The following is a 24,990-nucleotide window of genomic DNA, read 5'->3' on the forward strand; positions in this document are numbered from 1 at the left end:
CGGTCCACCACGTAGAGCCGGCCGGAGAGGGGCACCAGCAGCTGGGTGCCGTCCTCGGAGAGGCTGTAGGAGGTGAAGCCCCGGGCGCTCACGCGCATGCGCTCGCGGCGGGCCTTCTCCTCGGGGGACAGCGTCTCCTCGCTGCCCTTGAGCAGGGCTTCGGGCGTGAGCAGCTCACGCGCCTGGCCGCCGGCCACGTCGAACGCGTAGAGCATCTGCACGTTGGACGTGGGGGACGTGCGCAGGAAGAGGACGGACTTCTCGTCCGGGGTGATGCGCGTGCCCACCGGGCGGCCGCTCTGGAAGCGGCGCGTTTCGGCGTACTGACGCAGGAAGGTGTCCGGCTGCTTTTGCGAAGGGGCCATGGCGGAGGGTTTGCGCTCCTGGGCGATGGAGGGAGCGCTGCTCATGAGGAGAAGCGCGGCGGCGGTAAGGACCTGACGCATGCGTAGCTGAATCCCCGCGCGGGGCGGGGCTCCTTTCGCGGGAAGGTGCGGGCAAGCCTACACTCCGGCCGCCGCGCGGCCCTCCCAACGTCCGGCCCCTGCGAGGATTCCCACCGGAAGCGGACGATACCGGGCGGGACCTCCCGCTACTTCAGGTTCTGCTGGAAGTGGGTGATGACGCGCTCGTACTGACGCTCCGTGACGAGCGGGTCCGCCACCATGTGAGTGAGGCCGGACAGGGGCAGCAGCTGGTGCGGCTTGCCCGCGCGGAACAGCGCATCCGACAGCTTCAGCGCGTGGAAGAAGTAGACGTTGTCGTCCGCGGTGCCGTGAATCACCAGCAGCGCGCCGATGGGCCCTTCCTTCTTCGCGTACGTGAGCAGGCTGCTGACCTCATAGGCCTGGGGGCTTTCTTCCGGCAGGCCCAGGTAGCGTTCGGTCGCGTGCGTGTCGTAGTCGCGCCAGTCCGTCACCGGTGCGCCCGCGACGCCGGCCTTGAAGAAGTCCGGTCGCTTCATCACGGCAAGGGCGGACATGTAGCCGCCGAAGCTCCAGCCAAAGATGCCCACGCGGCTCAGGTCCATCTCCGGCACCTCCTTCGCCAGGGCCTGCACCGCCTCAATCTGATCATCCAGGGTGACGGTGGCGAAGTCGTGCTTCACGGCGCGATTCCACTCGGAGGTGCGCAGCGGCGTGCCGCGTCCGTCCACCTTCACCACCAGGAAGCCCTGATCCGCCATCCACTGGTCCAGCAGGTGCAGGGACATGGACTGGTGCACCGTGGTGACGATGGCGCCGCCGTAGATGTCCACGATGACGGGCAGCTTCTGGCCGGGCTTGAAGTCACGGGGCTTCACCAGCGAGGTCCAGAACTTCCTCGCGCCCACCTGACGCACCTCGAAGTCCGGCGTGAAGGGGGGCTCCTGGGCGATGGAGGGCAGTTCGCCCAGCATCATGCCGTCGCCCTTGAGCACCAACGTGCGCGGCATGCCCTTGGGGCTCTGCCTGTTGAGGACGATGAGGCCCCCGTTCTTGGAGACGAGCCCGTACTCCAGGGCGGGACCGCGCGTGCCCGTGGCCACTCGCATCGGCGCCTCACCGAGCTTCACGCGCCACAGGTGGTTCTCGGTGGGGTTCGGGTCGCCGTTGAAGAAGAGCGTCCGGTCCGCCTGCACGTAGTGGGTGAGGCTCCGGAAGCCGACGCCCGGCTTCACCACGGAGCGGTCCAGCTCCCCGTTGGCCTTGCGCAGCTCCACCTCCGAAGCGCCGTTGCGGTCGGTGTACCAGAGGAAGCCGGAGCCATCCTCCAGCCACAACGGGAACTCCTGGTGCAGGTCGATCCACGCCGCGTCCCGTTCCGTGAGGAGGACGCGCGTCTTGCCCGTGGCGGGGTCCACCGCCAGCACCTGCTCCTCCGTCTGGAGGCGGTTCTGCACGACGAGGGTGAGCGGCCCGCCCTTGTCCCACTTCACCGTGGCCAGGTACGGGTACTTCCGCGCGTCCCACTGCGCCCACACGGTCTTGCCACCCGTCACGGGCGTGATGCCCAGGCGCACCTTCGCGTTCGCCTTGCCCGCGCGTGGATAGGGGAAGGAGGCACCGGGCTGCTCCGGGTGCATCACGTCCACGACGGTGAGCTTCTCCACGTCGGACGTGTCGGACTCCGCGTAGGCAATGAACTTCGAGTCCGGGCTCCACCAGTAGCCGGAGAAGCGGCTCATCTCCTCCTGCGCCACGAACTCCGCCAGACCGTGTGTCTTCTCCGCCGTGCCACCCTGCGTGACGCGCTTCTCCTGATTGGCGGCCAGGTCCACCCGGTACACGTCGTGCTCGCGCACGTACGCCACCTGCTTGCCGTCCGGCGACAGGCGAGGGTCGATGACGCCGGGCCCCGTCTTCAGCTCCGTGGACTTCCCCGTCGCCCGGTCCACCACGTAGAGCCGGCCGGAGAGGGGCACCAGCAGCTGGGTGCCGTCCTCGGAGAGGCTGTAGGAGGTGAAGCCCCGGGCGCTCACGCGCATGCGCTCGCGGCGGGCCTTCTCCTCGGGGGACAGCGTCTCCTCCGCGCCCTTGAGCAGGGCTTCGGGGGTGAGCAATTCCCGCGTCTGCCCGCTGGCCACGTCGAACGCGTAGAGCATCCGCACGTTGGATGTAGGGGACGTGCGCAGGAAGAGGACGGACTTCTCGTCCGGGGTGATGCGCGCGTTCACGGGCCTCCCGTTCATGAACCGGCCCGTCTCCGCGTACTGGCGCAAGAAGGACGAAGGCTCCTGGGCCAGGACGGGCATCGCCAGGAGGAGCAACACGACGGTGACGAATGGACGCATGCGTGATTGAACCCCGCGGGACGGGGCTCCTTTCGCGGCAGGATGGACATCCCCTGAACGCCGGAGCCTGGAGGGGATTTCGTCCCGCATGAATTCGAAAAATGACGACGCCCTGCGCCACCTGCGCCTCGCGGGCGTGGTGCGGCTGGGCCTGGGCGGAGGCCGGGGCCCGACGGATGCCTATGTGTTCGACCCACATCGACTCGCGCTGCCCTCGTGGGCGTGTGCCCTGGGCGATGCCGGTCCCCCTGCCCTGCTCGTCACGCTGGACCGGCACCTGGACATCGTGGTGCCGGAGCGCCCCGCCGACATGCCGGACCGCTCCGCCGGCCTGCGCGCGCTGGACGAACACGCGCGGTGGAAGCTGGACGTGCGCAACTACGACCACATCCTCGCGGCGATGGAGGCGAACCTCGTGGGCGACGCGTTGATCATCGCGCGCACCCGGCCCCGGGGCTCCTTCGCCGGGGACACCTACGTGGACACGCGCGGCCGCTCGCACCGCATCGTGACGGTGACGACCGTGGACCGCGCGGCGGAGGCGTACCTGCGCCCTGGCCCCACGGACGCGGTGCGCGACGTGCTGGAGGCCGCGTCCGCCGTGCTGCTGGACGTGGACCTGGATTGCTTCACCAGCTTGAGCGACGCGGACCCCACCACCGTGCTGCCGTGGCCGAAGGCCATCATCCGTGAGTTCCTCCTGCCGCTCGACTCGGAGCCCTTCTGGGACGCGGTGCTGGGCAAGGCGGTGGCGCTGACGCTCGCGCGCGAACCCCACCACTGCGGCGGGCTGCTCGCGTCCGGCGAGTTGTTCCGCGACGTGGCGGAGGTCCTCTTCCGCGAGCTGCTGCGCGTCGAGCCTCCCTGAAGCGTCCGGAGCCGGCTCAGGGCGAGTCGAGGAAGTTGGGCCGGTAGTCCGTCACCTGCCCGCTGCTGAGCGACAGGCGGCTGCCCACGGGGGGACGGTCGCCGTTGAGCACGTAGCCGAAGTCGATGCGGAACGGGAACACGTTGAACTGGGGGAACAGCACCCGCAGGCCCACGCCCACGGTGGTCACCATCTCCGGCCGCTCGTTGAACGCGCTGCCCGAGTCGAGGAAGAACACGCCGCCCACGTGCACCGTGCGCACGACGAGCGGCGCGGTGCGGTACTCCAGGTTCACCAGCAGCAGCCGCCTGCCGGAGTACGCATCCACGGCCGCGCCGCGCAGGCCGTTGCTGCCGCCCAGCAGGCTCACGCGCTCGGACAGGTCGTCGATGTTCACGTCCAGCAGGCCTCGCGCCACGAAGCGGCCCCCGAGCACGCGCGGCGACACCTGCACCAGCTCCGCGGCCCAGCGGCGGTTCGTCCAGCCCTCCTTCACGCCCGGCTGATTGGCACTGAACTGCTGGCGGAGGGACGCGGCCGCGGACGCGGTGGTGAGCGCGTCGCCCCAGTGCACGCGGTAGCGCAGGGACAGGCCCCCTTCCGCGAAGTGCGCGGCGGACGGGAACACCGGCGGCGCGTAGCGCAGCGTGGCCAGCACCGAGTGCCCCAGCTGGAAGTCCTCCGACAACGCGTACGAGTCCACGTTGCGAAGCACGTCGTAGCGGGCCTCGAAGGCGCTGAGGGAGAAGTTCGCGTACCCCGCGTCCTCCGCGCGCGGCAGGTAGTTGCGGCGGAACCAGTCCGTCTGCGCGTCGGTGAGCTGCGACGCCACCGGCGCGGCGTAGGCGTAGTGATAGGCCCCCGCGCCCATGCCCACGTTCCACTTGTAGCGCTGGCCGTAGGAGCGCGTGTACGTGGCGCCCGCGGCCACCTCGCGCGCGTTGTAGATGTACGGCACGGGTTCGCCGTCCGGGAACGGGAGCTGCCAGATGTCCGCGCCCCGGAACTGCCGCGCGGTCTCCATGTTCCACGCCACGGACGTGCTCAGGCTCCATGGCGTGGCCAGCGAATACAGCGGCCGGCTGACAACGAGGCTTCCGCGCGAGCCCTCAGCCCTGCCCGTGTCGCGGTTGATGAGCACCGCGGCGGACTCCGTCAGCGACCAGCGGCTGCCGAGCACGCGCCGGTCCGTGTAGCTCTGGCCGAAGCTGAACGTGTCCAGGCGCATGATGAAGTCCAGCGCCACCTTCTTGCCGCGCCCCAGGAAGTTCTGCTCCGTGCCCTGCAGGCGCAGGTACAGCAACAGCGAGCCCACGGCGGAGAACTCGTTGTTGAGCCGCAGCGACCACAGGTCCTTGGTCACCAGCAGCAGCGCGACTTTGTCCGGAGCACTGCCCTTCACCGGCACCGCGCGCACGACGGAGAACAGGCCCAGCTTGCGCAGGTTGCGCACCGACTCCGCGACGAGCGCCTCCGAGTACGGCTGCCCCGGTGAAATCAGCACCTCCTGCCTGACGACTTCATCGCGGGTGCGGACGTGGAAGATGTTGAGCAGCGATGGATACGGATCCATCGGCGCGACCACCTCCTCCGCGGTGACGAGCACCTCCTCCAGCACCTTGCCCTGGGGCGCGGGCTCTATCTGGCGCTCGACCTCGCCCAGACCCCAGGCGATGAGCGCCTCCTCGTAGTTCTTCGTGCGCTCCGCGTCCGTGGTGACCACGGGCGGCTGCGGGCCCTCCGGCCCCACCGGGACCTCTTCCGAGCGGGGCGGCGCCGCGACCTCCGTGTTCGACACGCCCGACGGATCGACGTCCGGCGAGCGCACCGGCGCGTCCGGCGGCACGACGTCCTGGGGCTTGCCGGAGACCGGCTCGGGTGGCTCCTGTCCCGACGGCGTGCCCATCGCGGCGAGCACGGTGACCAGCAGGACGGGCAGTGAGAGCGGCACGCGCGCATCCTGTCATGCGCCGCGCCTGCCGCCAGCCTCCGCTCACGTCAGCGCGGTGCGCAGGTCTCCCGGCCGGGCCATGGGCAGCTTCTCCCCCTTCGCGATGGCCGCCACGATGCGGGCCAGCTGATCCACTCCGTCCGACAGCGCCGCCGGCCCCGGCTGGAGGATGTAGGAACTCCTCACTTCGTAGAGCTGGTCGTCCACCACCGCCCGCACGCTGGCCCAACCCGGCCGGGAGGAAATCTTCTCCCGCTTCGCCTTGCGCCCGCACCAGCTGGCGATGACGCCCTCCGGGTCGCGCTTCGCTACCTCCTCCGGGTCGAAGATGCGGCCCTTCGCCCCCTGCGACGCGCGCGACTCCTGGCACACGTCCACCCCACCCACCACCTCCACCAGCTCCGAACACCAGCGGATGCCGGAGATGAGCGGCTCGTGCCACTCCTCGAAGAAGATGCGCGGCCGCTTCGGCAGGGACTGCGCCGCGTCCGAGTGACGCTCCAGGTTCTTCTCCAGCTCCACCGCCAGCGCCTCCGCGGGCTCCGCCCGGCCCACCAACGCCCCGGTGAGCCGCACCGCCTGCAATATCTCCGCGAGCGAGCGCTGGTTGAACAGGTACACGGGCACCCCGCGCTTGCACAGCTCCCGGCCGATGTCCGCCTGCAGGTCGCTGAAGCCCAGCACCAGGTCCGGCTTCAGCTCCAATATCCGCTCGAAGTTCGCGTCCAGGAACGAGCTGACCTTCGGCTTCTTGCGCGCCTCCGGAGGCCGCACCGTGAACCCCGACACACCGACGACCAGGTCCCCCGCGCCAATGCGGTAGAGCACCTCCGTCGTCTCCTCCGTCAGGCACACCACCCGCCGCGGATGACGCGGCGCTGACGACAACAGCGCGGACAGACCAGCATTCATGCGGGAAACCCTAACCCGCCCGAGCCCCTGTCACCGGGGATGACGCGACGCACCAGTTGCCACGAACTGTGCGGCAACGGACGCTGATTTCCTCGTTTTCCACCCCCCACCGGGGACGTGGCAGCACGGGAAGTGCGGGAGTGCGAGCGCGCCGCGCGGGCCGGAAACTCGGTGCTGGGGCGCGGCGATGATAGCGGCACGTCTCTTGGGCGGTTTTCAAAGGCGGTGCTAGCATCCGCTGGGTCTGAAACGACGTATGCGGTCCTTCTCTTCGCTTTGGGGGAACACATGATCGAAAGCGACGCCCGCCGCCAGGGCGCGCCCGCCGACGTGCCGGATCCCCTGCTCGGGCGGATCCTCAACGAGCGCTTCCGCATTCTGGAGACGCTTGGCGCCGGAGGCATGGGCCGCGTCTACAAGGCCATGCAGGCCCCGTTGGACCGGCTGGTGGCGCTCAAGGTCCTCAACCCGCAGTACAGCGGCGAGGGCAAGGACCCGGGCTTCCAGAAGCGCTTCTTCCTGGAGGCCAGCGTCACCGCGAAGCTGCGCCATCCGAACACCGTCACCGTCATCGACTACGGCAAGACGGAAGACGGCATCTACTACATCGCCATGGAGTACCTGGAGGGGCTGACGCTGTCGCAGCTGCTCACCCAGGAAGGGCCGCTGCCGTGGGAGCGCGCGCTTGCCATCGGGCAGCAGGTGGCCCGCTCGCTGCGCGAGGCGCACAAGGTCGGCCTCATCCACCGCGACCTCAAGCCCGCCAACGTGATGATCCTCAACCAGGAGGCTGATCACGACGTGGTGAAGGTCCTGGACTTCGGACTGGTGAAGTCCTTCTCGGGCGACGCCTCCATGAAGGAGGACACCACCCTCACGCAGGCGGGCGTCATCCTGGGCTCGCCGCAGTACATGGCGCCGGAGCAGGCGCGCAACATCGCGGATCCGCGCAGCGACGTGTACAGCCTGGGCGTGGTGCTCTACCAGGTGCTGATGGGCCGGCCGCCCTTCCAGGCGGCGCAGAGCATCGACGTCATCGTCAAGCACATCAACGACCCGCCGCCCCCCTTCCACACCGTGTGGCCGGACCACAACGTGCCCGCGGAGGTGGAGGCGCTGGTGATGAAGTGCCTGGCCAAGCGCCCCGTGGACCGCTACGCGTCCATGGACGCCGTGATCCAGGGCATGCGCACCGCCGCGTCCGCGTCCGGCGTCAGCGGCGTCTTCGCCACGCGCACCGGCCTCAACGCGGTGGGCTCCGGCCCCCACAGCGGTCCGCACAGCGGCATCCACACCGGCCCCCACCAGGCGCTGGGCTCCGGCCCCACGCCCGCGCCCAACACCATGGCGCTGGACATCTCCGTGGACGAGGCCGGCAGCCTCACGGAGAAGAAGTCCCGCAAGGGCCTGGGCATCGCGCTGTTTGGCGCGTCCCTGTTCGTGGGGCTGGGCGTGGCGGGCATCTTCGTGCTGCGCGGGGGCCAGAAGCCCCCGGTGGAGCCGGCCGTGTCCGCCCCCGTGGCGCGCACCCCCGTCGCTCCGCCGCCGCCCGCTCGCGAAACCGCCGCCGTCGCGGAAGCCCCGGTGGCGGCGAACCCGGCGCCCCCCCGCGCCGTGCGCTTCGACGTGGAGAGCGATCCCCCGGGCGCGGAGGTGAAGCTCAACGGCAGGGTGCGCGGCAATACCCCGCTGGTCATCAACCACACTCCGGACGCACCGGGCCTCGCTGACGTGGAGGTGTCGTTCGCGATGGACGGCTACCAGACCGTGAGCAAGACCTATTCGGGCGAGCCGGGCACCACCGTCAACGTCTCCATCAAGCTTCCGCGCATCAAGAAGCAGCCGGGACCGAAGCCTTCCCCCAAGGCTCCCAGCTCCTCGTACAAGGACGATCCGTACCAGTGAATCCCCCGACAGCCTTCCGACGTGGGGCGCTCCTCGCGCTGTGTCTTTGCGCGACCGAGGCCCTGGCGGACGCGCGACTTGAAGCGCGCCGCCACTTCCGCAACGGCATGAACCTCATCGAGCAGAAGCAGTTCGATGAAGGCATCGCCGAGCTGGAAGCGGCCTACACCATCAAGCCGCACCCCAGCGTCCTCTACAACATCGCCCGGGCGTACCAGGACGCGGGCCGGCTGGACGAAGCGCTGGACGCCTACAAGCGCTACCTCGCCTCCAATCCGCCGGACGCCACCAACGTGCAGGCCCAGGTGACGCGCCTGGAGGCCACGCGCCAGGCCGCGCAGGCGGAGGCGCCCGAGCCCGGCACCCAACCCGGCACGTCAGGCTCCACCACCGGCCTGCCCATGCCGCCGCCGCCCCCCACGAGCATCCAGGCCCAGCAGCAGCTGGCCACGCTCATGGAGCGGCTGGAGAAGGCCGTCAACCGCGCGGAGTCGCTCACCGCCCAGCCCCAGGGCCCGCAGCAGCCCGCCGCCACGCCCGGCCCCACCGCCAGCGGCGGCGCCGAGTCCGGCGACACCTCCGGCGACCAGGGCCTGGTGCCGTATGAAGAGCGCGTGGTGACGGCCAGCCGCCGCGCCCAGTCCTCGCTGGAAGCGCCCAACGCCACCACCGTCATCACCGCGGAGGACATCCGCCTGTCGGGCGCCACCACGCTGCCGGAGCTCTTGCGCCGCGTGCCCGGCGCGGACGTGATGGCCATGGGCGTGGGCAGCGCCAACGTCAGCCTGCGCGGCTTCAACCAGCGCCTGGCCAACAAGGTGCTGGTGCTGGTGGACGGCCGCACGGAGTACCAGGACTTCCTCGGCCTCACCGTGTGGGCGGGGTTGCCCATCGGCCTGGAGGAGATCGACCGCATCGAGGTCATCCGCGGTCCGGGCAGCGCGCTGTACGGCGCCAACGCGATGCTGGGCGTCATCAACATCATCACCCAGGCCCCCGGCACCGGCCGGCGCGCGCGCTTCAGCGCCATGGCGGGCGGCGGCAACACCGTGCAGGGCTCCTTCGTCAGCCACGGGCAGAACGGGAGCCTGCGCTACCGCGCGTCCGCCGCCTACCAACAGCAGGACAAGTGGAGCCGCGATTACGAGTCCGGCCGTCCGGACTTCGCGCTTCAGGGGCCCGCGGATCCGGACCTGGGGCAGCGCGGGGCTCGCGCCAACCTGTCCACCGTCTACACGTTCGAGGAGGGCCGCGCGATTGGCGTCTCCGGCGGCGTGCACCGCTACCTGACGGAGATCTATCCGCTGGGCCTCTTGCGCAACTACTACATCGACGGTCTGGGCGCGTACGCCAAGGCCGACGTGGAGCTGGGCGCCGTGAAGCTCAAGGCGTTCTGGAACCACCTGTCCGGCGACGCGGGTCCGCAGTACGAGGCCATTGGCCAGCGCTCGCTGGGCACCAGCGTCGCGTCCAACGTCTTCAACGGTGAAGCGCTGTACGCGCGCGGCTTCGAGCTGGCCGGTGAGCACCAGGTGAACATCGGCGTGGAGGGCCGCTTGAAGCGCGTGGCCTTCCAGTACCTGGACGACCTGCGCGAGGAGTTCCACGCGGCGGCCTTCGTCCAGGACGAGTGGCGCATCGTGCAGCCGTTGCGCCTCATCGTCAGCTACCGCGTGGACCGCCACCCGCTGCTCGACAAGGGCAACCCGGGCATCGCGCAGTCGCCGCGCCTGTCGGCGGTGTTCCAGCCCATTGAAGGGCACGCCTTCCGCGCGTCCGTGGCCACCGCCTTCCGCGAGCCCACGTTCCTGGAGAGCTACACCCGGCTGCCCGTGCCCGTGCCGGGCGTCAACGGCGTGAGCCTGCTGACCACCGGCAACCGGACGCTGCGCCCCGAGCGCCTCAACGCGCTGGAATTGGGCTGGCGCGGTGAGTCCCCGCGCCTGGGTCTGGACTGGGACGTGGCCCTCTACCAGAACACGGTGAAGGACCTCATTGCCCTCTCGCCCGTGCAGCCCCTGCCCGCCGGCGAATCCTTCGACAGCGGCACCGGCAACTACCTGCTGGGCCGCTCCATGTTCACCAACGAGGCCGCCATCTACACCGCGCGCGGCGTCGAGGCGGGCATCAACGTGTCCCCCATCGACGGCCTGGGCGTGAAGGCGAGCGCCGCGTACCAGCACGTCAGCTCCGACCTTCCGGACGAGGGCCAGTGCGGCACGTGCAGCCAGACGCCGGCCTTCCGGCTCTTCGGCGGCGTCACCTACCGCACGCGCACGGACCTGGAATTCGGCATCGAAGCGGCGTTCACGACCTCCACCACCTGGGTGGAGCGCGAGCCCTCCGCGTCCGACCCGACGCGCGTGGACCTCATCGCCAACAACCTCCCCGCGTACACCGTCGTCAACGCCCGCGTGGGCTACATCGTGGTGAAGGACTTCGTCTCCGTGGCGCTGCAGGGCAGCCAGCTCGGTGGCGGCCACGCGGAGCACCCCTTCGGCAACCGCATCGAGCGGCGCGTGTTCGCCAACCTCACGGTGACCCCATGAAGCGCGCCCTTCCCTTCCTCGCGTTCACGCTCGCGTCGCTCCTGTCCGGCGGCTGTGATGCCCCGGACGTGGTGCCCACGGCGGACGGCCGCCAGCACACGCGCACGGCCCGCATCGAGGGCAGCCTGGTGGTGCAGTCGCGCGCCCGCGGCAACGCCATCGTGTTCATCTACGACGCGGCCAACCCGCCGCCGCCCGCGGGCTCCGGCCGGCCGCTGGCCTTCACCGTCGTCACCGCCGCGGAGCTGTTCGGCGCGTCCCTGGGGGACAGCTCCACGGGCCCCTTCACCGCGCCGTTCTCGCTGAGCCTGGTGGAGCCGGGCCGCTATCTGCTGCGCGGCTTCATCGACGCGGACACCTGCCGGACCCTCCCGCAGCCCTGCCACGTGTCCGACTTCAACCCCTGGTACGGCGTCACCTCCGAGCCCAACGCGGGCGACGTGGGCGGCGGCGCGGTGGACCCCGCCAACGGCGCCACGCGCGTCCTGGAAGTGACGACGGACGCGGACGGCTGGCCCCAGCCGCTCACCGGCGTCTCCGTGTCCTTCGCGGACTCGGCCACCGTGCCCTTCGACCGGCCCGCCTTCCAGACCGCGGACGCGCGCGAGTTCAACACCGCGACCACGCCCCTGAAGACGCTGACGCTCACGCCCCAGGTCCTCACCGGCGCGGTGGACCAGCGGCCTCCGGGCTTCTGGGTGCAGCTGATCGACGCCAACAAGGACGGCATCCCGGACGACGCCAACGGCGACGGCGTGCCGGACTTCTGGCCGCGCGTCATCGTCCGCAAGCTGGCGGACGGCGTGACGGGCTACGTGGACGAGAACGACCTCAACCGCGACGGCATGGTGGATGAGGAGGGTGTGGACTACGCGCGCGCCAATGGCGGCAAGGACGGCAAGCCGGACGTGACCGTGCTGGCGGCAGGCCTGGCGCCCGACGCCCTGCTCGCCGCGCTGCTCGACGAACAGGGGAAGCCCCGCACGCAGCCCGTCTTCGTCCCGCAGCTGGTGGTGGCCATCCGCGCACTGGCGCTGGACGCGCGCGACCCCGCCGCGCCCGCGCCGCTCGCGGCCGTCCCCCCGGGTCGCTACAGCGTCACCCTGCTGCAGTCCACGGGTCAGACGTGGCGGCTGCCCAATGAGCTGGACCCGGCGCTCGCGGAGGCCGTGGGGCTGCCGGGCGTGCAATCCCAGGCCTTCGTGCTGGAGGTCCGCTGAGGTCGTTTTCGCCCTCCCGAAATCGCGGCGCGGTGCCCTGGTTGCTTTGACTTCGCAGGGCCCTTCCGCGACCATGGGCGAAGCCGCTGGAGGCGTTTCCTCCCCGAGGTTTTGATTCCGATGAAGGCCGGTCCTCTCTCCGCCCCCGAAAACGCGCCCTCCCGTCCCACGGGGAGCACGCCCACGGTCCGTCCGACCGGGGGGACCGGCCCGCAGCGCGTGTTGCTGGTGGACGACAGCCGCTCCATCCGGACGCTGCTGAAGATCTACCTCATGGCCCGCAGCTTCGAGTTCCTGGAGGCGGAGTCCGCCGAGGAAGGCCTCAAGGTCGCCGAAGCGGAGCATGTGGATCTCATCCTCACCGACTTCCACATGGACGGGATGAACGGCGCGGACTTCGCCGGGCAGATCCGCGCCAGCACCAACGCCAGGCTGTCCAAGGTCCCCATCCTGATGATGACGGGCGACCCGAACGTGGCGGAGGTGCGCGCGCTGGGCCAGAAGGCCGGCATCAGCGCCTTCGTGCGCAAGCCGGTCAGCTGCGCGCAGCTGATGACGCTGGTGGACACCATCCTCCCGCTGCCCCGCGCCACCGCGAAGTAGCTGAGCTTTGCGCTCAGGCCGGGCGCTCCCGCGCGAGCGCCCGCCGCTTGCGCAGCGCCTCACCCACGCGCACGGCGAAGAGCAGCGCCAGGACGGCCCCGTAGAGCACCGGCTCCGTGACGTCCTTCTTCACCCGCCACACGAAGTGCACCACGCCCAGCACCGCGGCCACGTAGGCCAGCCGGTGCAGCCGCTGCCACGCGGGGAAGCCCAGCCTCCGCACCCACGTGTTGGTGGAGGTGACGGCCAGCGGCACCAGCAGCAGCAGCGCGGTGAAGCCCACGGTGATGAAGGGCCGCGTGAAGACGTCCTCCGCCATGGCGCGCACGTCCAGGCCCTGATCCAACACGGCGTAGGTGAGGAAGTGCGCCGCCGCGTAGGTGAAGGCCAACAGCCCCAGCGTGCGGCGGATGCGCGCGGGCCACGTCCAGCCCGTCACCAGCCGCACCGGCGTGCACGCCAGCGACCCCAGCAGCACCGCCAGCGCGAAGAGGCCCGTCTGGTTGAGGGCGAACTCGATGCCGTTGGCCCCCAGCTGTCCCTGCGCCCCCTGCACCGCGAGGAGCAGCAGCGGAGAGAGCCCTCCGACGGCGATGGCGGGGTTGAGCCAGGGGAGCTTGGAGGAGGCCATCGTTCAGAAGTCCCGCTTCAGGTCCATGTCGCGGTAGAGGCCGGCCACGGCGTCCGCGTAGCCGTTGAAGGGCAGCGTGGGCCGGCGTGAGGTCTCACCGATGCGGCGCTCCGTGGCCTGGCTCCAGCGCGGGTGATCCACCGCCGGGTTGACGTTGGCGTAGAAGCCGTATTCGCGCTTGTTGGTGATGTTCCACGTCGTGGGCGGCTGCTCGCGCGTGAGCGTGATGCGGACAATGGACTTGATGCCCTTGAAGCCGTACTTCCACGGCACCACCAGCCGCAGCGGGGCGCCGTTCTGCGCGGGCAGCTGCTTGCCGTACAGGCCCGTGGCCAAGAGCGTCAGCGGGTGCTGCGCCTCATCCAGGCGCAGGCCTTCCACGTAGGGCCAGTTCAGCACCGGGCTCTTCTGGCCGGGCAGCTGCTCCGGGTCCTCCAGCGTGGTGAAGGCCACGTACTTCGCGAAGGACGTGGGCTGCACGCGGTCCAGCAGCTTGCCCAGGGGCAGGCCCAGCCACGGAATCACCATGGACCAGGCCTCCACGCACCGCATCCGGTAGACGCGCTCCTCCAGAGGGAAGGCGGAGATGAGCTGATCCACGTCCACGGTCCACGGCTTGTGGACCTCCCCGTCGATGACGACCGTCCACGGCCGCGTCTTCAACAGGTGCGCGCGGCGGGCCGGGTCGTTCTTGTCCAGGCCAAGCTCGTAGAAGTTGTTGTAGGTGGTGATGTCCTCGTAGGGCGTGCGCGGCTCGTCCGTGCTGAAGAGGCCCTGGGCGGGCACCACCGGCTGGTCCACCGCGCCCGCGTCCGGCACGAAGCCGTCCATGGGCCGGGTGCGCTTCATGCCCAACAGGTACAGCCCGCCGCCCACCACCGCGGCCGTGCCCGCGAACAGGCCCGCGTTCTTGATGAACTCGCGGCGGCGCACGTAGAGCTTCTCGGGCGTCACTTCGGAGCCGGGGGGCTCGGGAGGGAGCTTGTCGCGCATGACTCCCTCTATAACGCCCCAGCGCCTTTTCCGGTTACCGCCGGGCGTCCTTCACCCGCCACAGCCGCCACCAGGGCGTGCCGGGGGACTGATGGTGCTCCCAGTGGTAGCCGAAGAAGAAGCACGACAGCAGGGCCCACAGGTGGTTGCGAGGCAGGGAGCGCGCATGGTGCGGCGCCATCCCCTCCGTCTCCGGGCGCCGGTGCGGCAGGTACGTGCCGAAATAGAACAGCTGCACGGTGGCCAGCACCGACGGCAGCACCCAGAAGGCCAGGATGCGCGCCTGGGGCACGCCCAGCCACAGCAGCACGTTGAACTTCAGCGCCATGACCGCGATTTGAAGCCACGTCGTGTAGCGGACCATGAAGGCCGCGAACCACGGCCAGAAGGCCCGCCCCCGGGCCGCGAAGTCCGGGTCGTGCTCGCCGGTGGGGTCCACGTGGTGCGCGCGGTGGTTCACCACCAGCCGGCGGTAGGACAGCCCCGCGAAGAGGAAGCAGGCCAGCATCCCCACCGCCGCGTTCACCCGGCGATGCAGGGACACGGTCCCGTGCATGGCGTCATGCCCGGTGATGAAGAGTCCGGTGGACAGCCACATCTGCAGGAGGACGTGCAGCCAGGGGAGCGGTGAGGCCCACGGCAGCGCGGGCCCCGCCAGCAGCCACGCCAGGTGCCCGCCCCACGCGCCCACCACCGCGAGCGCGAGCACGACACCCCACGGGTCGGGAGGGGCGGGACGGGTGGAGGGCTCGGGCGCCATGGCTCCCTTACTGGCCATGCCCCGCCCCCCGCGCATGGGAAAAGCGCGCGGGTGGGACGGAGCGAGGCCGGGACACTACTTCGCCGCGGGCGTGGACGCGGGGGCGCCGAAGTCCTTCACCAGCGAGTCGGCGGTGACGTAGCGCGGCTCGATGTCCACCGGCACGTTCTTCAGCCGCTCCAGCACCTTCTGCACGGAGGGGCGCACCACGCCCTGCTTCGCGAGCAGCGCCTCCGCGGCGGCGCGGTCGCCCTGGGCCTGGAGCGTCATGAGCTGGTTCGACAGCGACGTGATGGACGCCTGCATCTTGTCCGGCACGACTTCGAAGGTGCCGTCCGCGTTCACCTTCACCGCGCCGGTGTCCAGGAAGTGGTTGAGCTGCAGCGCGATGCCCTTGCCGTGCGCCTCGTCGATGCCGAAGCGGATGGAGCGGAACGCGGACGCGAGGAACGTCGTGTACATGGTCCGCTGCAGGTCCTTGTCCAGCGTGCCCTTGTCCACCAGCCGCTGGAGCGCCCACAGGCCGGAGATGTCCGCCTTGGCCTCCTCGATGGCGCTGGAGGACGCCTGCAGCGCCTGACGCACCGTCGTCTGCTTCCCGGCCACGGTGACGTTGTGGGGCCCCAGGCCGTGCATCAGCTCGTGCATGAGGATGTGCGTGAAGAAGGCGTCGAAGGACACGTCCTTGCGGTCCTTCGCGGGCAGCGCCACCTTCGCGATGGGCACCAGCACGCGCTGGAACTTGGCCTCCTGGATGTTCTTCAGCATCACGCGCTTGGTGCCCTTCTCCGCCGCCACGCGCTCGTCGTTGGGCAGGTTGAAGGCCGCCGTCTGCACGCCCCGGTTGCCGTCACCGGAGGAGTAGATGCTGTTGATGACGCGGATGGGGGCCAATGCGCCCAGCTTCGGGTTGCGCAGGCCCGGCTCAATCGGGAGGTTGTTCTCCAGCTCCTGGAGCTCCGCGCTGAACTTCGCCAGCTTCTGCGTCTCCACGTCGTCGCGCACGCCGATGAAGGCCTCGAACGCGGCCTTGTAGTTGAACCAGCCGTCCTCGTAGACCTCGTAGGGCCCGATGGTGGGATCCACGCTCGCGTCCAGCTCCATCCACGCGACCTCGCTCGCGTAGTAGTCGTTGGACAGGAACGCCGCCGCGCGCGTCTCCAGGAAGCGCTTCAGCGTGGGCTGCTGGGTGAGCGCCGCCGCCTCACGCAAGAGCTGCGCGGCCATGCCCAGCTCACCCTGGTACTCCACGCTGTAGGGCACGCTCACGAACTTGCCATCCGGCCCCTTGCGCAGCGTGGTGAAGAAGCCCGTGGCCTCGTGCTGCTTCGCCTCCGGCAGGCTCTTCACCCACGCCTCCACCTCCGCCTTGGTGGCGCCGGCGGGATAGAAGTTCCCTTCGTCCGGCTTGGCCGGCACGCCGGGGATGAACGGCTTCGCCTCGTCCAGGCGCGACCAGGGGCCCTTGTTGAGCAGGAACGCGTGCAGCCGCTCCTTGCCCAGGGGCGTGGCGTCCTTCACCAGGTCCAGCAGCAGCGTCTGGTTGCCCGCCCACGCCTGGCTCAGGAAGAGGGGGTCCATGATGCGGGCGGCCTGGAGGACCTTGGCCAGGGCGCGCTTCTCCGCGTCCGGCAGCTTGGACACGTCCACCTTGACGTCCACCGGGGCGAAGCGCGCGGTCATCCGCTTCAGCGTCGGGGCGTCCGGCAGGCGGGCGGGGGCTTCCTGGGCGGGGGCGGCGCTCGACAGGAGCATCGCACCGAGCAGGGGCAGCAGGGTTCTGGACTTGGGCATGCCCCCTTCCCTACCCCAACCCGCACCCGCCTCCCAGTGACGGGTGTGGGCGGATTCCCTCTTCTCGACAAGCCGGCGGGCATGGTTATGGGGAAGGGCATTGGCGCGTTCCGTCAGCGCCCGGAGGCCTTCATGTCCGCAGAGACCCACCCCCAGCGGGAAACCCATTCATTCCAGGCGGAGATCCAGCAGTTGCTGAGCCTGGTCATCAACTCGCTCTACAGCCACCAGGAGATCTTCCTGCGGGAGCTGGTGTCCAACGCGTCCGACGCGCTGGACAAGCTGCGCTTCCGCTCCATCACGGAGCCGGAGCTTCTCAAGGACGAGCCCGCGCTGGAGCTGAGAATCGTCCCCAACGCCGACCAGGGCACCCTCACCATCGAGGACACCGGCATCGGCATGACGCATGACGAGCTGGTGAAGAACCTGGGCACCATCGCGCACTCGGGTTCGCGCGAGTTCCTCCAGGCACTGGCGCAGAAGGGCCAGAAGGACATGCAGCTCATCGGCCAGTTCGGCGTGGGCTTCTACAGCGCGTATCTCGTCGCGGACCGCGTGGAGGTGGTGAGCCGCGCCGCCGGTGAGACGTCCGCGTGGAAGTGGGCGTCGGAGGCGCACGGCACGTTCACGGTGGAGCCGGCGGAGAAGGCCACGCGCGGCACCGCCATCACGCTGCACCTGAAGGCGGACCAGAAGGAGTTCCTGGACGAGTGGAAGCTGAAGCAGCTCATCACCCAGTACTCGGACTACGTGGGCCACCCCATCAAGCTCCAGGTGACGAAGCACGTGGGCAGCGGGGACACCCAGGCCACGGAGACCGCGCTGGAGGTGGTGAACAAGGCCAGCGCCCTCTGGCAGCGTCCGAAGAGCGAAATCACGGACGAGCAGTACCAGGAGTTCTACAAGCACCTGACGCACGACTTCGACAAGCCGCTGGCGTGGACGCACTTCAAGGCGGACGGCACGCAGCAGTTCACGGGCCTGCTCTTCGTGCCCAAGCACCCGCCGTTCGACCTGAATTCGCAGCAGCAGCGCGGCGTGCGGCTGTTCGTGAAGCGCGTGTTCATCATGGACCGCTGCGAGGACCTGGTGCCGCAGTGGCTGCGCTTCGTGCGCGGCGTCATCGACTCGGACGACCTGCCGCTCAACGTGTCGCGTGAGATGTTGCAGGACTCGGCGGTGGTGCGCGCCATCCGCAAGCACGTGGTGAAGAAGTCGCTGGACCTCCTGGAGAAGCTGGCCAAGGACAAGCCGGACGACTACCGCACGTTCTGGGAGTCCTTCGGCACGGTGGTGAAGGAGGGCCTGACGCTGGAGACGGAGTACCGCGAGAAGCTGGGCGCGCTGGTGCGCTACGAGTCCTCGCGTGAAGAGGGCATCACGTCGCTGGCGGACTACGTGGGCCGCATGAAGGAGGGCCAGGAGGCCATCTATTACGTCTACGGCGAGAGCCGGAAGGCGGTGGCGGACAGCCCGCACCTGGAGGCGCTGAAGCAGCGCGGCTACGAGGTGCTCTTCATGACGGACCCGGTGGACGAGTGGGCCGCGCAGGGCCTGCGTGAGTTCCAGGGCAAGCCGCTGGTCTCCGCGCTCAACGCGGACCTCAAGCTCCAGTCCACGGACGAGGAGAAGAAGGCGAAGGAGCAGCAGTCGGAAGGGCTCAAGGGCCTGACGGACAAGATGAAGGACGTGCTGAAGGAGGACGTGCGCGAGGTGCGCGTGTCGGACCGCCTCACGGACTCGCCGGTGTGCCTGGTGGTGTCGGAGGGTGGCACGCCGGCCTACCTGGAGCGCCTGCTCAAGGAGCGCGGCAAGGGGATGCCGCGCATCAAGCGCATCCTGGAGGTCAATCCCAAGCACCCGGTCATCGAGCACCTGCGCGGGCTCCTCGCGAACGACCCGGCCGCGCCGCAGGTGGGTGAGTGGATTGAGCTGCTCCACGACCAGGCGCTGCTCACGGAAGGCAGCCCGCTGAGCGACCCGAACCGCTTCGCCCGGCGCATGACGGCGCTGCTCACGCAGGTGGCCTCGAACGCGGGGGCCACCCCGGCGGCCACGCAGACGCAGTCCACCTGAGCCAAGGCGCCCGGAGTTGAAGTTCCCGTGCGTGTGCGGGTCGCAAGGCCCGCCACGCACAGGTCCTGTGTCTCAGCCCCAGTTCTCGAGCTCCGCCTGCTTCAGGTCCGCGAGCAGCGCCTCCCCGGTCCACGCGCGACGGTTGCCCCCTTCCGCCTCGCGGATGAGCTCCACGAGCCGTGCGTTCACCGGCGCGGAGAGGCCGTGTTGGTGGGCCAGCCGGACCACCTCTCCGTTGAGGTAGTCCACCTCCGTCTTGCGGCCCGCGTGCAGGTCGTCCCACATGGACGAGCGCGCCTTCGGGTCGATGGCCAGCATCTTCTTCGCCAGCACGCCGAACACCGCGTCCGGTGAGCCCAGCAGCACGGGAATCCACCCCGGCGGCAGCGGCGTCAGCTTCGCGGGCTTCACCCCGGCCCGTTCCAGCACCGCCAGCGCCTCGCCCTGCGCGAGCGACAGGCACCGCCGCCACGCGCGCTGGGACAGCTCCTCCTTCAACGGCAGGTTCGCCAGCGCATTGAGCGCGTTGTTGAGGTTGAACAGCAGCTTCGCCCACTGCACCGCGACGATGTCCGCGTGCTGCTTCAGCGCCAGCCCCGCGCGAACGAAGGCGTCCACGAACGGCGCGAGCACCGCGTGCCGCTCCACCTCCAGCGTGCCTTCCGACCCCGCGTGGAAGTGGCCCTGCCCCTGCGCCGCGACGTTGAAGGGCACCATCCCCGTGAGCACCGTGTGTCCGGGCAGCAACCCGCGCAGCACCGCCGCGTTGTGCAGTCCGTTCTGGAAGCTGATGACGATGGCCCCGGGCTTGAGCCGCGGCGCGAGCGTCTGGCCCGCCTCCTCCGTCGCCGCGGACTTCACCGTGACGAGCACCAGGTCCGCCGTGGACAGCGCCTCCGGCCCCGTGTCGATGCGCACGTCCGCCGCGGGCACCTTCAGGTCCGCGCCCTGCCAGTCCGTCAGGTGCAGGCCGTGCGCACGCACCTCCGACACCACCCGCTCGCGGCCGATGAAGCGCACCGTCGCGCCCGTCGCGGCGAGCCGCCCACCCACGTAACAGCCGATGCTGCCCGCGCCGAAGACGACCACCTCAGGAGTCGAAGCCATGGGCGCGCATTCTGGCACGCGCGCTCACGTCGCGGGCCACACCACGACGATGAGCACGTCCCACAGGGCATGGCTCACCCAGGCCGCGGCGGGCGTCCTGCGCCACTCGGCCAGCGCGCCCCAGGCGAGCGACGTGGGCAGCGCGGCCAGGGCCAGCAACGGCTCACCGAAGCCCAGCAGCACGACGCTCGACAACACCGCCGACCCGGCGACCGCGCCCCACCGGCCCAGCCGTGGACGCAGCGCGCCCTGCACCCACCCGCGCCAGAACAGCTCCTCCGCCGGAACGAGCAGCAACACCAGGGCCAGCGCCGTCCCCAGCGACCCCGTGCCGAACGTCGAGTAGACGGATTTCAGCGGCTCGCAGAGCGCGTCGGTGAAGCCGCCGCAGAACGCCCACAGGAAGGCCCTCGCGCCCGCGTACAGCACCACCGCCTGGGCAGAGCCCCACGCGGCATCAGCAAGCGACAAGGAGGGAGGCGGCCTCCGCCAGGGGCCCATCACCCGCCACGTCACGGCGAGCCAGACGGCGCAGAAGACGGAAGCGACGGCGAAGAAGCGCGGCGGATGCACGTGCACCAGCGCCGTCCAGGCCAGCACGCCGCCAGCGGCCGCGGCCCGCCAGAAGGGCAGGGCCGCATCACCGGCTGACGGCGGTCCAACGGGAGAAGCAGTCATCGCGCGCGGCAGCGTACCCCGGCACGATGCTCACCGGCGGGCACGTTCACGCGTGCACCGCCGGTGAAGGCGTCACGTCACGGCTTGAGGCACACGCCGTTGCCCGAACCATCGTCGCCGCACACGTAACCGGAACTGGTGCGGCACTCTCCCGCCACCCCCGGCGTGCACGACGCGAAACAGAAGGCGCTGCTGCCAGTCGAGTTGCTGTAGCAGGCGGAACCCGCCGGGCAGCTCGACGAGAGGCAGTCCAGGGTGCAGTAGCCCCCCGGCCAGAACTCGCCCGTGGCGCACAGACCATTGGTGCCGCACTCGCTGTTGCTGGTGCAGGACTCGCCAATCTTCGAGTCGGACCCGTCGCCCTCATCCGGCGACTGGTAGGGCACCAGGGTGAAGCTGATGCCGCTGGTCGTCTTGCCCTTGGTGACCGGCACCGTCTCCACCTGGGTGGTGTCGCGCCAGAAGCCCACGCGGTCACCGTCGTCGAAGAACTCCCCTTCGCCGGTGTCGTCGATGGACGCCAGCACCAGGTAGTCGTGCGGGTCCAGCTTCACGTTGTAGTTGTATCCACCGGCCGCGGACACCAGGGCGACACCGTCGTCGTCGACCTGCACCTCGCCCGCGGCGTCCAGGTACGCGAACCCGATGAGCGCATCCTTCGTCTCCGTGGCGCCCACGCGGAACTTCACCAGCACCTGCGCGGAGCCCGTGCCCGACGCGCCGTCCAGGTCCACCTGCGCCACGTAGCTGCCCGGCGACAGCGAGCCCGGATTGACGCTCACGTTCAGCGACGCGGACTTGTACGCGGGGATGGACAGCGAGGCGCTGGAGACGGACACCGAGGAGGCGTTGGTGCCGGAGACGCCCACGCTCACCTGCAGCGTGCCACCGCCGTTGTTGCGCACCGTCAGCGCCTGCGAGGACGCGCCGGTGAAGGACAGCTGCGTGGTGCTGATGGCCAGCTTCGGCGGCTGGCTCGTGTCCACGATGCCCTTGGCGCGCCGCACGGCGGCGAGCGCGTCCACCAGGCCCGCGCCGCAGCCCTCGGAGCACTGGCTGGACGTGTCCGCGGTGTCCTTCAGGATGGCCTCCACGTCCGCCGCCGTGAGCTTGGGATCCTGCGCCAGCATCAGCGCCACGATGCCCGCCACGTGCGGGGTGGCCATGCTGGTGCCCTGGTACCAGTCATAGGAAGGCTGGTTGCTGCTGTTGGGCAGCGTGGACAGCACTCCGTCCGGGAAGCCGTCGCCGTTGCGGTCCTCGCTCGTCTGGCCACCGGAGGCCATCACGTCCACCTGCGTGCCGAAGTTGGAGTAGCTGGCGCGCTTGCCGTTGAAGCGCGCCGCGCCCACGCAGATGACGTTCTGCTGGTTGCAGGGGTAGCTGTTGGAGGTGTTCTCGTTCTCGTTGCCCGCGGCCACCACCAGGATGGCCCCGCGCTCGACGGCCGCGTTGATGGCGCTCTGCAGCTGCGAAGACGGCGCACCGCTGCCGCCCAGGCTCATGTTGATGACCCGCGCGGGCGTGGTGTTCGCCCGCACGCCAGTGACGGTGCCGCCGCTGGCCCAGGTGATGCCCGCGATGATGTCCGCCGTCGAGCCGCCCTGCGTGCCCAGCACGCGCACCGGCAGGATGTTCCGCCCGGACCAGGTGACGCCCGCCACGCCCGTGCCGTTGTTGGACGACGCGCCAATGGTCCCCGCCACGTGCGTGCCGTGGTACGACGAGCCGCCGTTGGGCAGGTCCTTGCCGTTGTCCGTCGGGTCGGTGTCCACGCCATCGCCGTCACCCGCGTTGGCGGTGCTGGAGATGAAGTCCATGCCCGTCAGCACGCGAGTGTCCAGGTCCGGGTGCTTCGTGATGCCGGTGTCCACCACCGCGACGACAATGGACTCGCTGCCCGTGCCCAGGTCCCAGGCCGCCGGCAGGTTCATGTTCTTGTAGTGCCACTGCCGCGAGTAGAGCGGATCATTCGGCACGGCCAGTGGCCGCACGCGCAGGTTGCTCTCCGCGTTCTGCACGCCCTGCACGGCCTGGACCTGCTGGAGCACGCGCACGTGCTCGGCCTCGGTGAGCGCGCGCACGGTGGGCGTGCCGCCGGACATCGCCTGCGGCTGGCTCACCTCGTAGCGGAGCAGGTGCTGCGTCTCGCTCAGGAAGGCCTGGTGCACGACGTGGTAGCCCGCGACGCGCGCCTGCGCGACGGCCTCCTCCGCGGACAGGCCCGGCGTGCCGAAGCGGAGGATGATCTCTCCCGGCAGCAGCGACGCCTGGTGCGTCAGTGGCTTGGACGGGATGCCCGTGCGCCACACGCCGCGCGCCGCGAGAATCTGGGAGACCTTCTGGGACAGGTTCTTCGCGCCCGGCAGGGAGAAGAACGCATCCAGCGACGACCCGGCGTTCGTGGCGGAGGAGCCGGCCTGGAACGGCTGCAGGGTGCCCGTCACGGTCCCCTTCCGCGAAGTGGTGTCGTCATCATCGTCTTTGGTGTCGCCGGGACAGGCCGCGAGACCGAGCAATCCCAGGAGGGCAAGGCGGCGGAGCATGAACGGATTCCTTGGAAGAACGTGTGAGAGCGTCCGACCCTAGGTCCGCTGCGGGCAACGCGTCCAGCTGTCCAGGGCCCGGCTGGCCGGTCCCTTCCCTTCGCGATTCAATCCTCACCCGGGGTGCGCCGCGCCCCCTGTCCGCATGTTGTCTGGAAGGCAACGCGCTGCTTCGCAGGCAACAGGGCGGACTACCTCCCCAGGTCCTGCAACACCGCCTCCGCCGCGCGGCGCCCCGACGCGAACGCTCCGTCGATGGATGCGTTCTCGCGGTGGTCTCCGCACACGTAGAGCCCCGCGGCCAGCCGCACGGGCCGGTGCGGCTCCACCAGCGAGGACGGAGGCTGCGCGGGCAGGGCGTCCGGAATGACATACGTGCGCAGATGCCGCCACGCGGACACCGCCGCGCCGAACCACTCCGTGAGCTGCGCACGCACGCGCGCCTCCAGTGAGTCCGCGCCGCCCGCGTCGTCCACCACCGACACGGACACCAGCGCCTGTCCCTTCGGCGCATACGCGGTGGACACCTCGCTCATCACCGCCACGTTGTTCACCGGTCCGCGCCCCTCGCCGTCGAGCACGAGCCACGGCCCCTCTACCGGAGGCTCCGGCGCCGAGAAGTACAGACACGTCACGCGGTTCATGCGGGGCGCCGGCATGCCCACGAGCAGCGACGCCGCGCTGCCTGGATCCGTCGCCACCACGACGGCGTCCGCGTGCATCATCTCCTCGCCCGGCAGGCGCACGCGGTGCCCCCATACCTCCTCCACCTGCACGCGCATCCGCAGCGCGCCCGAGGGCAGCTTCGCCGCCAGCTGTTCGGGGATGGCGCCCATCCCCTGCGCGGGCACGGCCGCGTGCCCCGTCGCGAACATCCGGAACACGAACTCCAGCATCCGGCTGGACGTCGTCAGCCCCCGCTCCAGGAAGATGCCGCCGAGGAAGGGCGTGAAGAACGCTTCGAGCATCTCCTCGGAGAAGCCCAGGTCGAGCAGGAAGCGCCGCGACTCCTGCTGGGGCCGCTGCCACAGGTCCCCCAGCTCTCCGGACGTGGCGTGCTGCCGCAGCTCCAACACGCGCAGCTTGTCCGACAGGCCCCCCGGGGCATCGAACAGATGCGACACCGCCGCGACGGGATGCCGCAGCGGGTCCGCCAGCGTGTGCAGCCGCCCACCCCGCCACACCTTCGCGCCGGGGATGAAGCGCTGGAGCGAGAGGGCCTTCAGGTCCAGCACCCGCCGGCCTTCCGGGTAGGCGGTGAGGTACACCTGGAAGCCCCGGTCCAGCAGGAACCCCTCGTGAGAGTCGGTGCGCACTCTTCCGCCCGGTGCGTCCCCTGCTTCCAGCACGTGCGCGTCCACGCGCGCCTCGAGCAGCGCCGTCGCGCACGCCAGACCCGCGAGCCCCCCACCCACCACGATGACCCCGGGCCGCTTCGCCATGGTCCGCCTCCCGTCCGAGCGTGCGGACCCTGGCTTGATAACGCCAAGACGTGCAAGCAAGACTCTGGTTCGGTTGCGGGCATCCGACAGTTACGGCAAAGGTTGCCGTGTGCACGGTGCTCCAGGCACACCCACGCAGGCATCCGCCTGCGTGCCCTTTGGAGAGAAAGAGCAGGCGTTCC

Annotated in this window: 17 protein-coding genes and 1 pseudogene; 6 read left to right on the forward strand and 12 right to left on the reverse strand. The window is 70.0% G+C overall.

Going from position 1 to position 24,990, the window contains the following annotated elements:
• Both D7X30_RS35605 and D7X30_RS35610 read right to left on the reverse strand, forming a co-directional pair.
• Positions 1-410: pseudogene (locus D7X30_RS35605) on the reverse strand (S9 family peptidase); the annotation flags it as partial.
• A 182-nt stretch (positions 411-592) separates the two neighbouring features.
• A complete protein-coding gene (locus D7X30_RS35610) occupies positions 593-2,773 on the reverse strand; it encodes a S9 family peptidase (RefSeq protein ID WP_120567421.1) in 2,181 nt (726 codons plus the stop codon).
• 88 nt (positions 2,774-2,861) lie between these two features.
• On the opposite strand from D7X30_RS35610, the gene D7X30_RS35615 reads away from it, so the two are divergent.
• On the forward strand, positions 2,862-3,641 hold the full coding sequence (locus tag D7X30_RS35615; RefSeq protein ID WP_120567422.1) for a UPF0489 family protein: 780 nt from the start codon (positions 2,862-2,864) through the stop codon (positions 3,639-3,641).
• 16 nt (positions 3,642-3,657) lie between these two features.
• Here D7X30_RS35615 and D7X30_RS35620 read toward each other — a convergent pair whose 3' ends face one another.
• A complete protein-coding gene (locus D7X30_RS35620; protein ID WP_120567423.1) occupies positions 3,658-5,592 on the reverse strand; it encodes a BamA/TamA family outer membrane protein in 1,935 nt (644 codons plus the stop codon).
• A gap of 42 nt (positions 5,593-5,634) precedes the next feature.
• On the reverse strand, positions 5,635-6,504 hold the full coding sequence (locus D7X30_RS35625; protein ID WP_120567424.1) for a cobalamin-binding protein: 870 nt from the start codon (positions 6,502-6,504) through the stop codon (positions 5,635-5,637).
• A gap of 288 nt (positions 6,505-6,792) precedes the next feature.
• Between D7X30_RS35625 and D7X30_RS35630 the strand changes: the two genes are divergently transcribed.
• The 4 genes from D7X30_RS35630 (at position 6,793) to D7X30_RS35645 (ending at position 12,781) form a co-directional block, all read left to right on the forward strand.
• Positions 6,793-8,409, forward strand: a complete 1,617-nt coding sequence (locus D7X30_RS35630; protein WP_120567425.1) for a serine/threonine-protein kinase — start codon at positions 6,793-6,795, stop codon at positions 8,407-8,409.
• Positions 8,406-10,958, forward strand: coding sequence for a TonB-dependent receptor domain-containing protein (locus D7X30_RS35635; protein WP_199724639.1), 2,553 nt, complete (start codon positions 8,406-8,408; stop codon positions 10,956-10,958). Before D7X30_RS35630 ends, D7X30_RS35635 begins: the two co-directional genes overlap by 4 nt.
• The gene (locus tag D7X30_RS35640; RefSeq protein ID WP_120567426.1) at positions 10,955-12,178 is read left to right on the forward strand and encodes a hypothetical protein; all 1,224 of its coding nucleotides are present in this window, start codon (positions 10,955-10,957) and stop codon (positions 12,176-12,178) included. Before D7X30_RS35635 ends, D7X30_RS35640 begins: the two co-directional genes overlap by 4 nt.
• Positions 12,179-12,298: 120 nt before the next feature.
• Positions 12,299-12,781, forward strand: a complete 483-nt coding sequence (locus D7X30_RS35645; protein ID WP_120567427.1) for a response regulator — start codon at positions 12,299-12,301, stop codon at positions 12,779-12,781.
• 13 nt (positions 12,782-12,794) lie between these two features.
• Here the strand turns inward: D7X30_RS35645 and D7X30_RS35650 are convergent, their stop codons facing one another.
• Genes D7X30_RS35650 through D7X30_RS35665 form a run of 4 tightly spaced genes read right to left on the reverse strand, consistent with a single transcriptional unit; the run spans position 12,795 to position 16,959 of the window.
• Entirely contained in the window at positions 12,795-13,412 is a 618-nt protein-coding gene (locus D7X30_RS35650) for a sulfite oxidase heme-binding subunit YedZ (RefSeq protein ID WP_120567428.1), read from the reverse strand.
• 3 nt (positions 13,413-13,415) lie between these two features.
• Positions 13,416-14,405 (reverse strand): protein-methionine-sulfoxide reductase catalytic subunit MsrP, encoded by a 990-nt coding sequence (gene msrP / locus D7X30_RS35655; RefSeq protein ID WP_120567429.1) that lies wholly within the window; start codon positions 14,403-14,405, stop codon positions 13,416-13,418.
• 34 nt (positions 14,406-14,439) lie between these two features.
• A complete protein-coding gene (locus D7X30_RS35660) occupies positions 14,440-15,183 on the reverse strand; it encodes a fatty acid desaturase (RefSeq protein WP_233592001.1) in 744 nt (247 codons plus the stop codon).
• Positions 15,184-15,240: 57 nt separating this feature from the next.
• Positions 15,241-16,959 (reverse strand): hypothetical protein, encoded by a 1,719-nt coding sequence (locus tag D7X30_RS35665; RefSeq protein WP_120567431.1) that lies wholly within the window; start codon positions 16,957-16,959, stop codon positions 15,241-15,243.
• A gap of 132 nt (positions 16,960-17,091) precedes the next feature.
• Here D7X30_RS35665 and htpG point away from each other — a divergent pair, with 132 nt between their 5' ends.
• Positions 17,092-19,035: a molecular chaperone HtpG gene (gene htpG, locus D7X30_RS35670; protein WP_120567475.1), complete on the forward strand. Its 1,944-nt coding sequence runs from the start codon at positions 17,092-17,094 to the stop codon at positions 19,033-19,035.
• 72 nt (positions 19,036-19,107) lie between these two features.
• On the opposite strand, the gene D7X30_RS35675 is transcribed toward htpG, so the two are convergent.
• The 4 genes from D7X30_RS35675 to D7X30_RS35690 all read right to left on the reverse strand — a co-directional run bounded on the left by D7X30_RS35675 (position 19,108) and on the right by D7X30_RS35690 (position 24,808).
• On the reverse strand, positions 19,108-20,142 hold the full coding sequence (locus D7X30_RS35675) for a 2-dehydropantoate 2-reductase (protein WP_120567432.1): 1,035 nt from the start codon (positions 20,140-20,142) through the stop codon (positions 19,108-19,110).
• A 24-nt stretch (positions 20,143-20,166) separates the two neighbouring features.
• Positions 20,167-20,820: a CPBP family intramembrane glutamic endopeptidase gene (locus D7X30_RS35680; protein WP_233592002.1), complete on the reverse strand. Its 654-nt coding sequence runs from the start codon at positions 20,818-20,820 to the stop codon at positions 20,167-20,169.
• Positions 20,821-20,897: 77 nt separating this feature from the next.
• Positions 20,898-23,267 (reverse strand): S8 family peptidase, encoded by a 2,370-nt coding sequence (locus D7X30_RS35685; RefSeq protein WP_158619445.1) that lies wholly within the window; start codon positions 23,265-23,267, stop codon positions 20,898-20,900.
• A 290-nt stretch (positions 23,268-23,557) separates the two neighbouring features.
• Positions 23,558-24,808: an NAD(P)/FAD-dependent oxidoreductase gene (locus tag D7X30_RS35690; RefSeq protein ID WP_120567435.1), complete on the reverse strand. Its 1,251-nt coding sequence runs from the start codon at positions 24,806-24,808 to the stop codon at positions 23,558-23,560.
• Positions 24,809-24,990 lie beyond the last annotated feature (182 nt).

This window comes from Corallococcus sp. AB011P (assembly GCF_003611605.1).
Lineage (GTDB): Bacteria > Myxococcota > Myxococcia > Myxococcales > Myxococcaceae > Corallococcus > Corallococcus coralloides.

Excerpts from the sequence above, each read along its gene's own strand:
- D7X30_RS35610 (WP_120567421.1), bottom strand. The coding sequence starts at position 2,773 with ATGCGTCCATTCGTCACCGTCGTGTTGCTCCTCCTGGCGATGCCCGTC.
- D7X30_RS35615 (WP_120567422.1), top strand. The coding sequence starts at position 2,862 with ATGAATTCGAAAAATGACGACGCCCTGCGCCACCTGCGCCTCGCGGGC.
- D7X30_RS35625 (WP_120567424.1), bottom strand. The coding sequence starts at position 6,504 with ATGAATGCTGGTCTGTCCGCGCTGTTGTCGTCAGCGCCGCGTCATCCG.
- D7X30_RS35630 (WP_120567425.1), top strand. The coding sequence starts at position 6,793 with ATGATCGAAAGCGACGCCCGCCGCCAGGGCGCGCCCGCCGACGTGCCG.
- D7X30_RS35640 (WP_120567426.1), top strand. The coding sequence starts at position 10,955 with ATGAAGCGCGCCCTTCCCTTCCTCGCGTTCACGCTCGCGTCGCTCCTG.
- D7X30_RS35645 (WP_120567427.1), top strand. The coding sequence starts at position 12,299 with ATGAAGGCCGGTCCTCTCTCCGCCCCCGAAAACGCGCCCTCCCGTCCC.
- D7X30_RS35650 (WP_120567428.1), bottom strand. The coding sequence starts at position 13,412 with ATGGCCTCCTCCAAGCTCCCCTGGCTCAACCCCGCCATCGCCGTCGGA.
- msrP (WP_120567429.1), bottom strand. The coding sequence starts at position 14,405 with ATGCGCGACAAGCTCCCTCCCGAGCCCCCCGGCTCCGAAGTGACGCCC.
- D7X30_RS35660 (WP_233592001.1), bottom strand. The coding sequence starts at position 15,183 with ATGGCCAGTAAGGGAGCCATGGCGCCCGAGCCCTCCACCCGTCCCGCC.
- D7X30_RS35665 (WP_120567431.1), bottom strand. The coding sequence starts at position 16,959 with ATGCCCAAGTCCAGAACCCTGCTGCCCCTGCTCGGTGCGATGCTCCTG.
- htpG (WP_120567475.1), top strand. The coding sequence starts at position 17,092 with ATGTCCGCAGAGACCCACCCCCAGCGGGAAACCCATTCATTCCAGGCG.
- D7X30_RS35675 (WP_120567432.1), bottom strand. The coding sequence starts at position 20,142 with ATGGCTTCGACTCCTGAGGTGGTCGTCTTCGGCGCGGGCAGCATCGGC.
- D7X30_RS35680 (WP_233592002.1), bottom strand. The coding sequence starts at position 20,820 with ATGACTGCTTCTCCCGTTGGACCGCCGTCAGCCGGTGATGCGGCCCTG.
- D7X30_RS35690 (WP_120567435.1), bottom strand. The coding sequence starts at position 24,808 with ATGGCGAAGCGGCCCGGGGTCATCGTGGTGGGTGGGGGGCTCGCGGGT.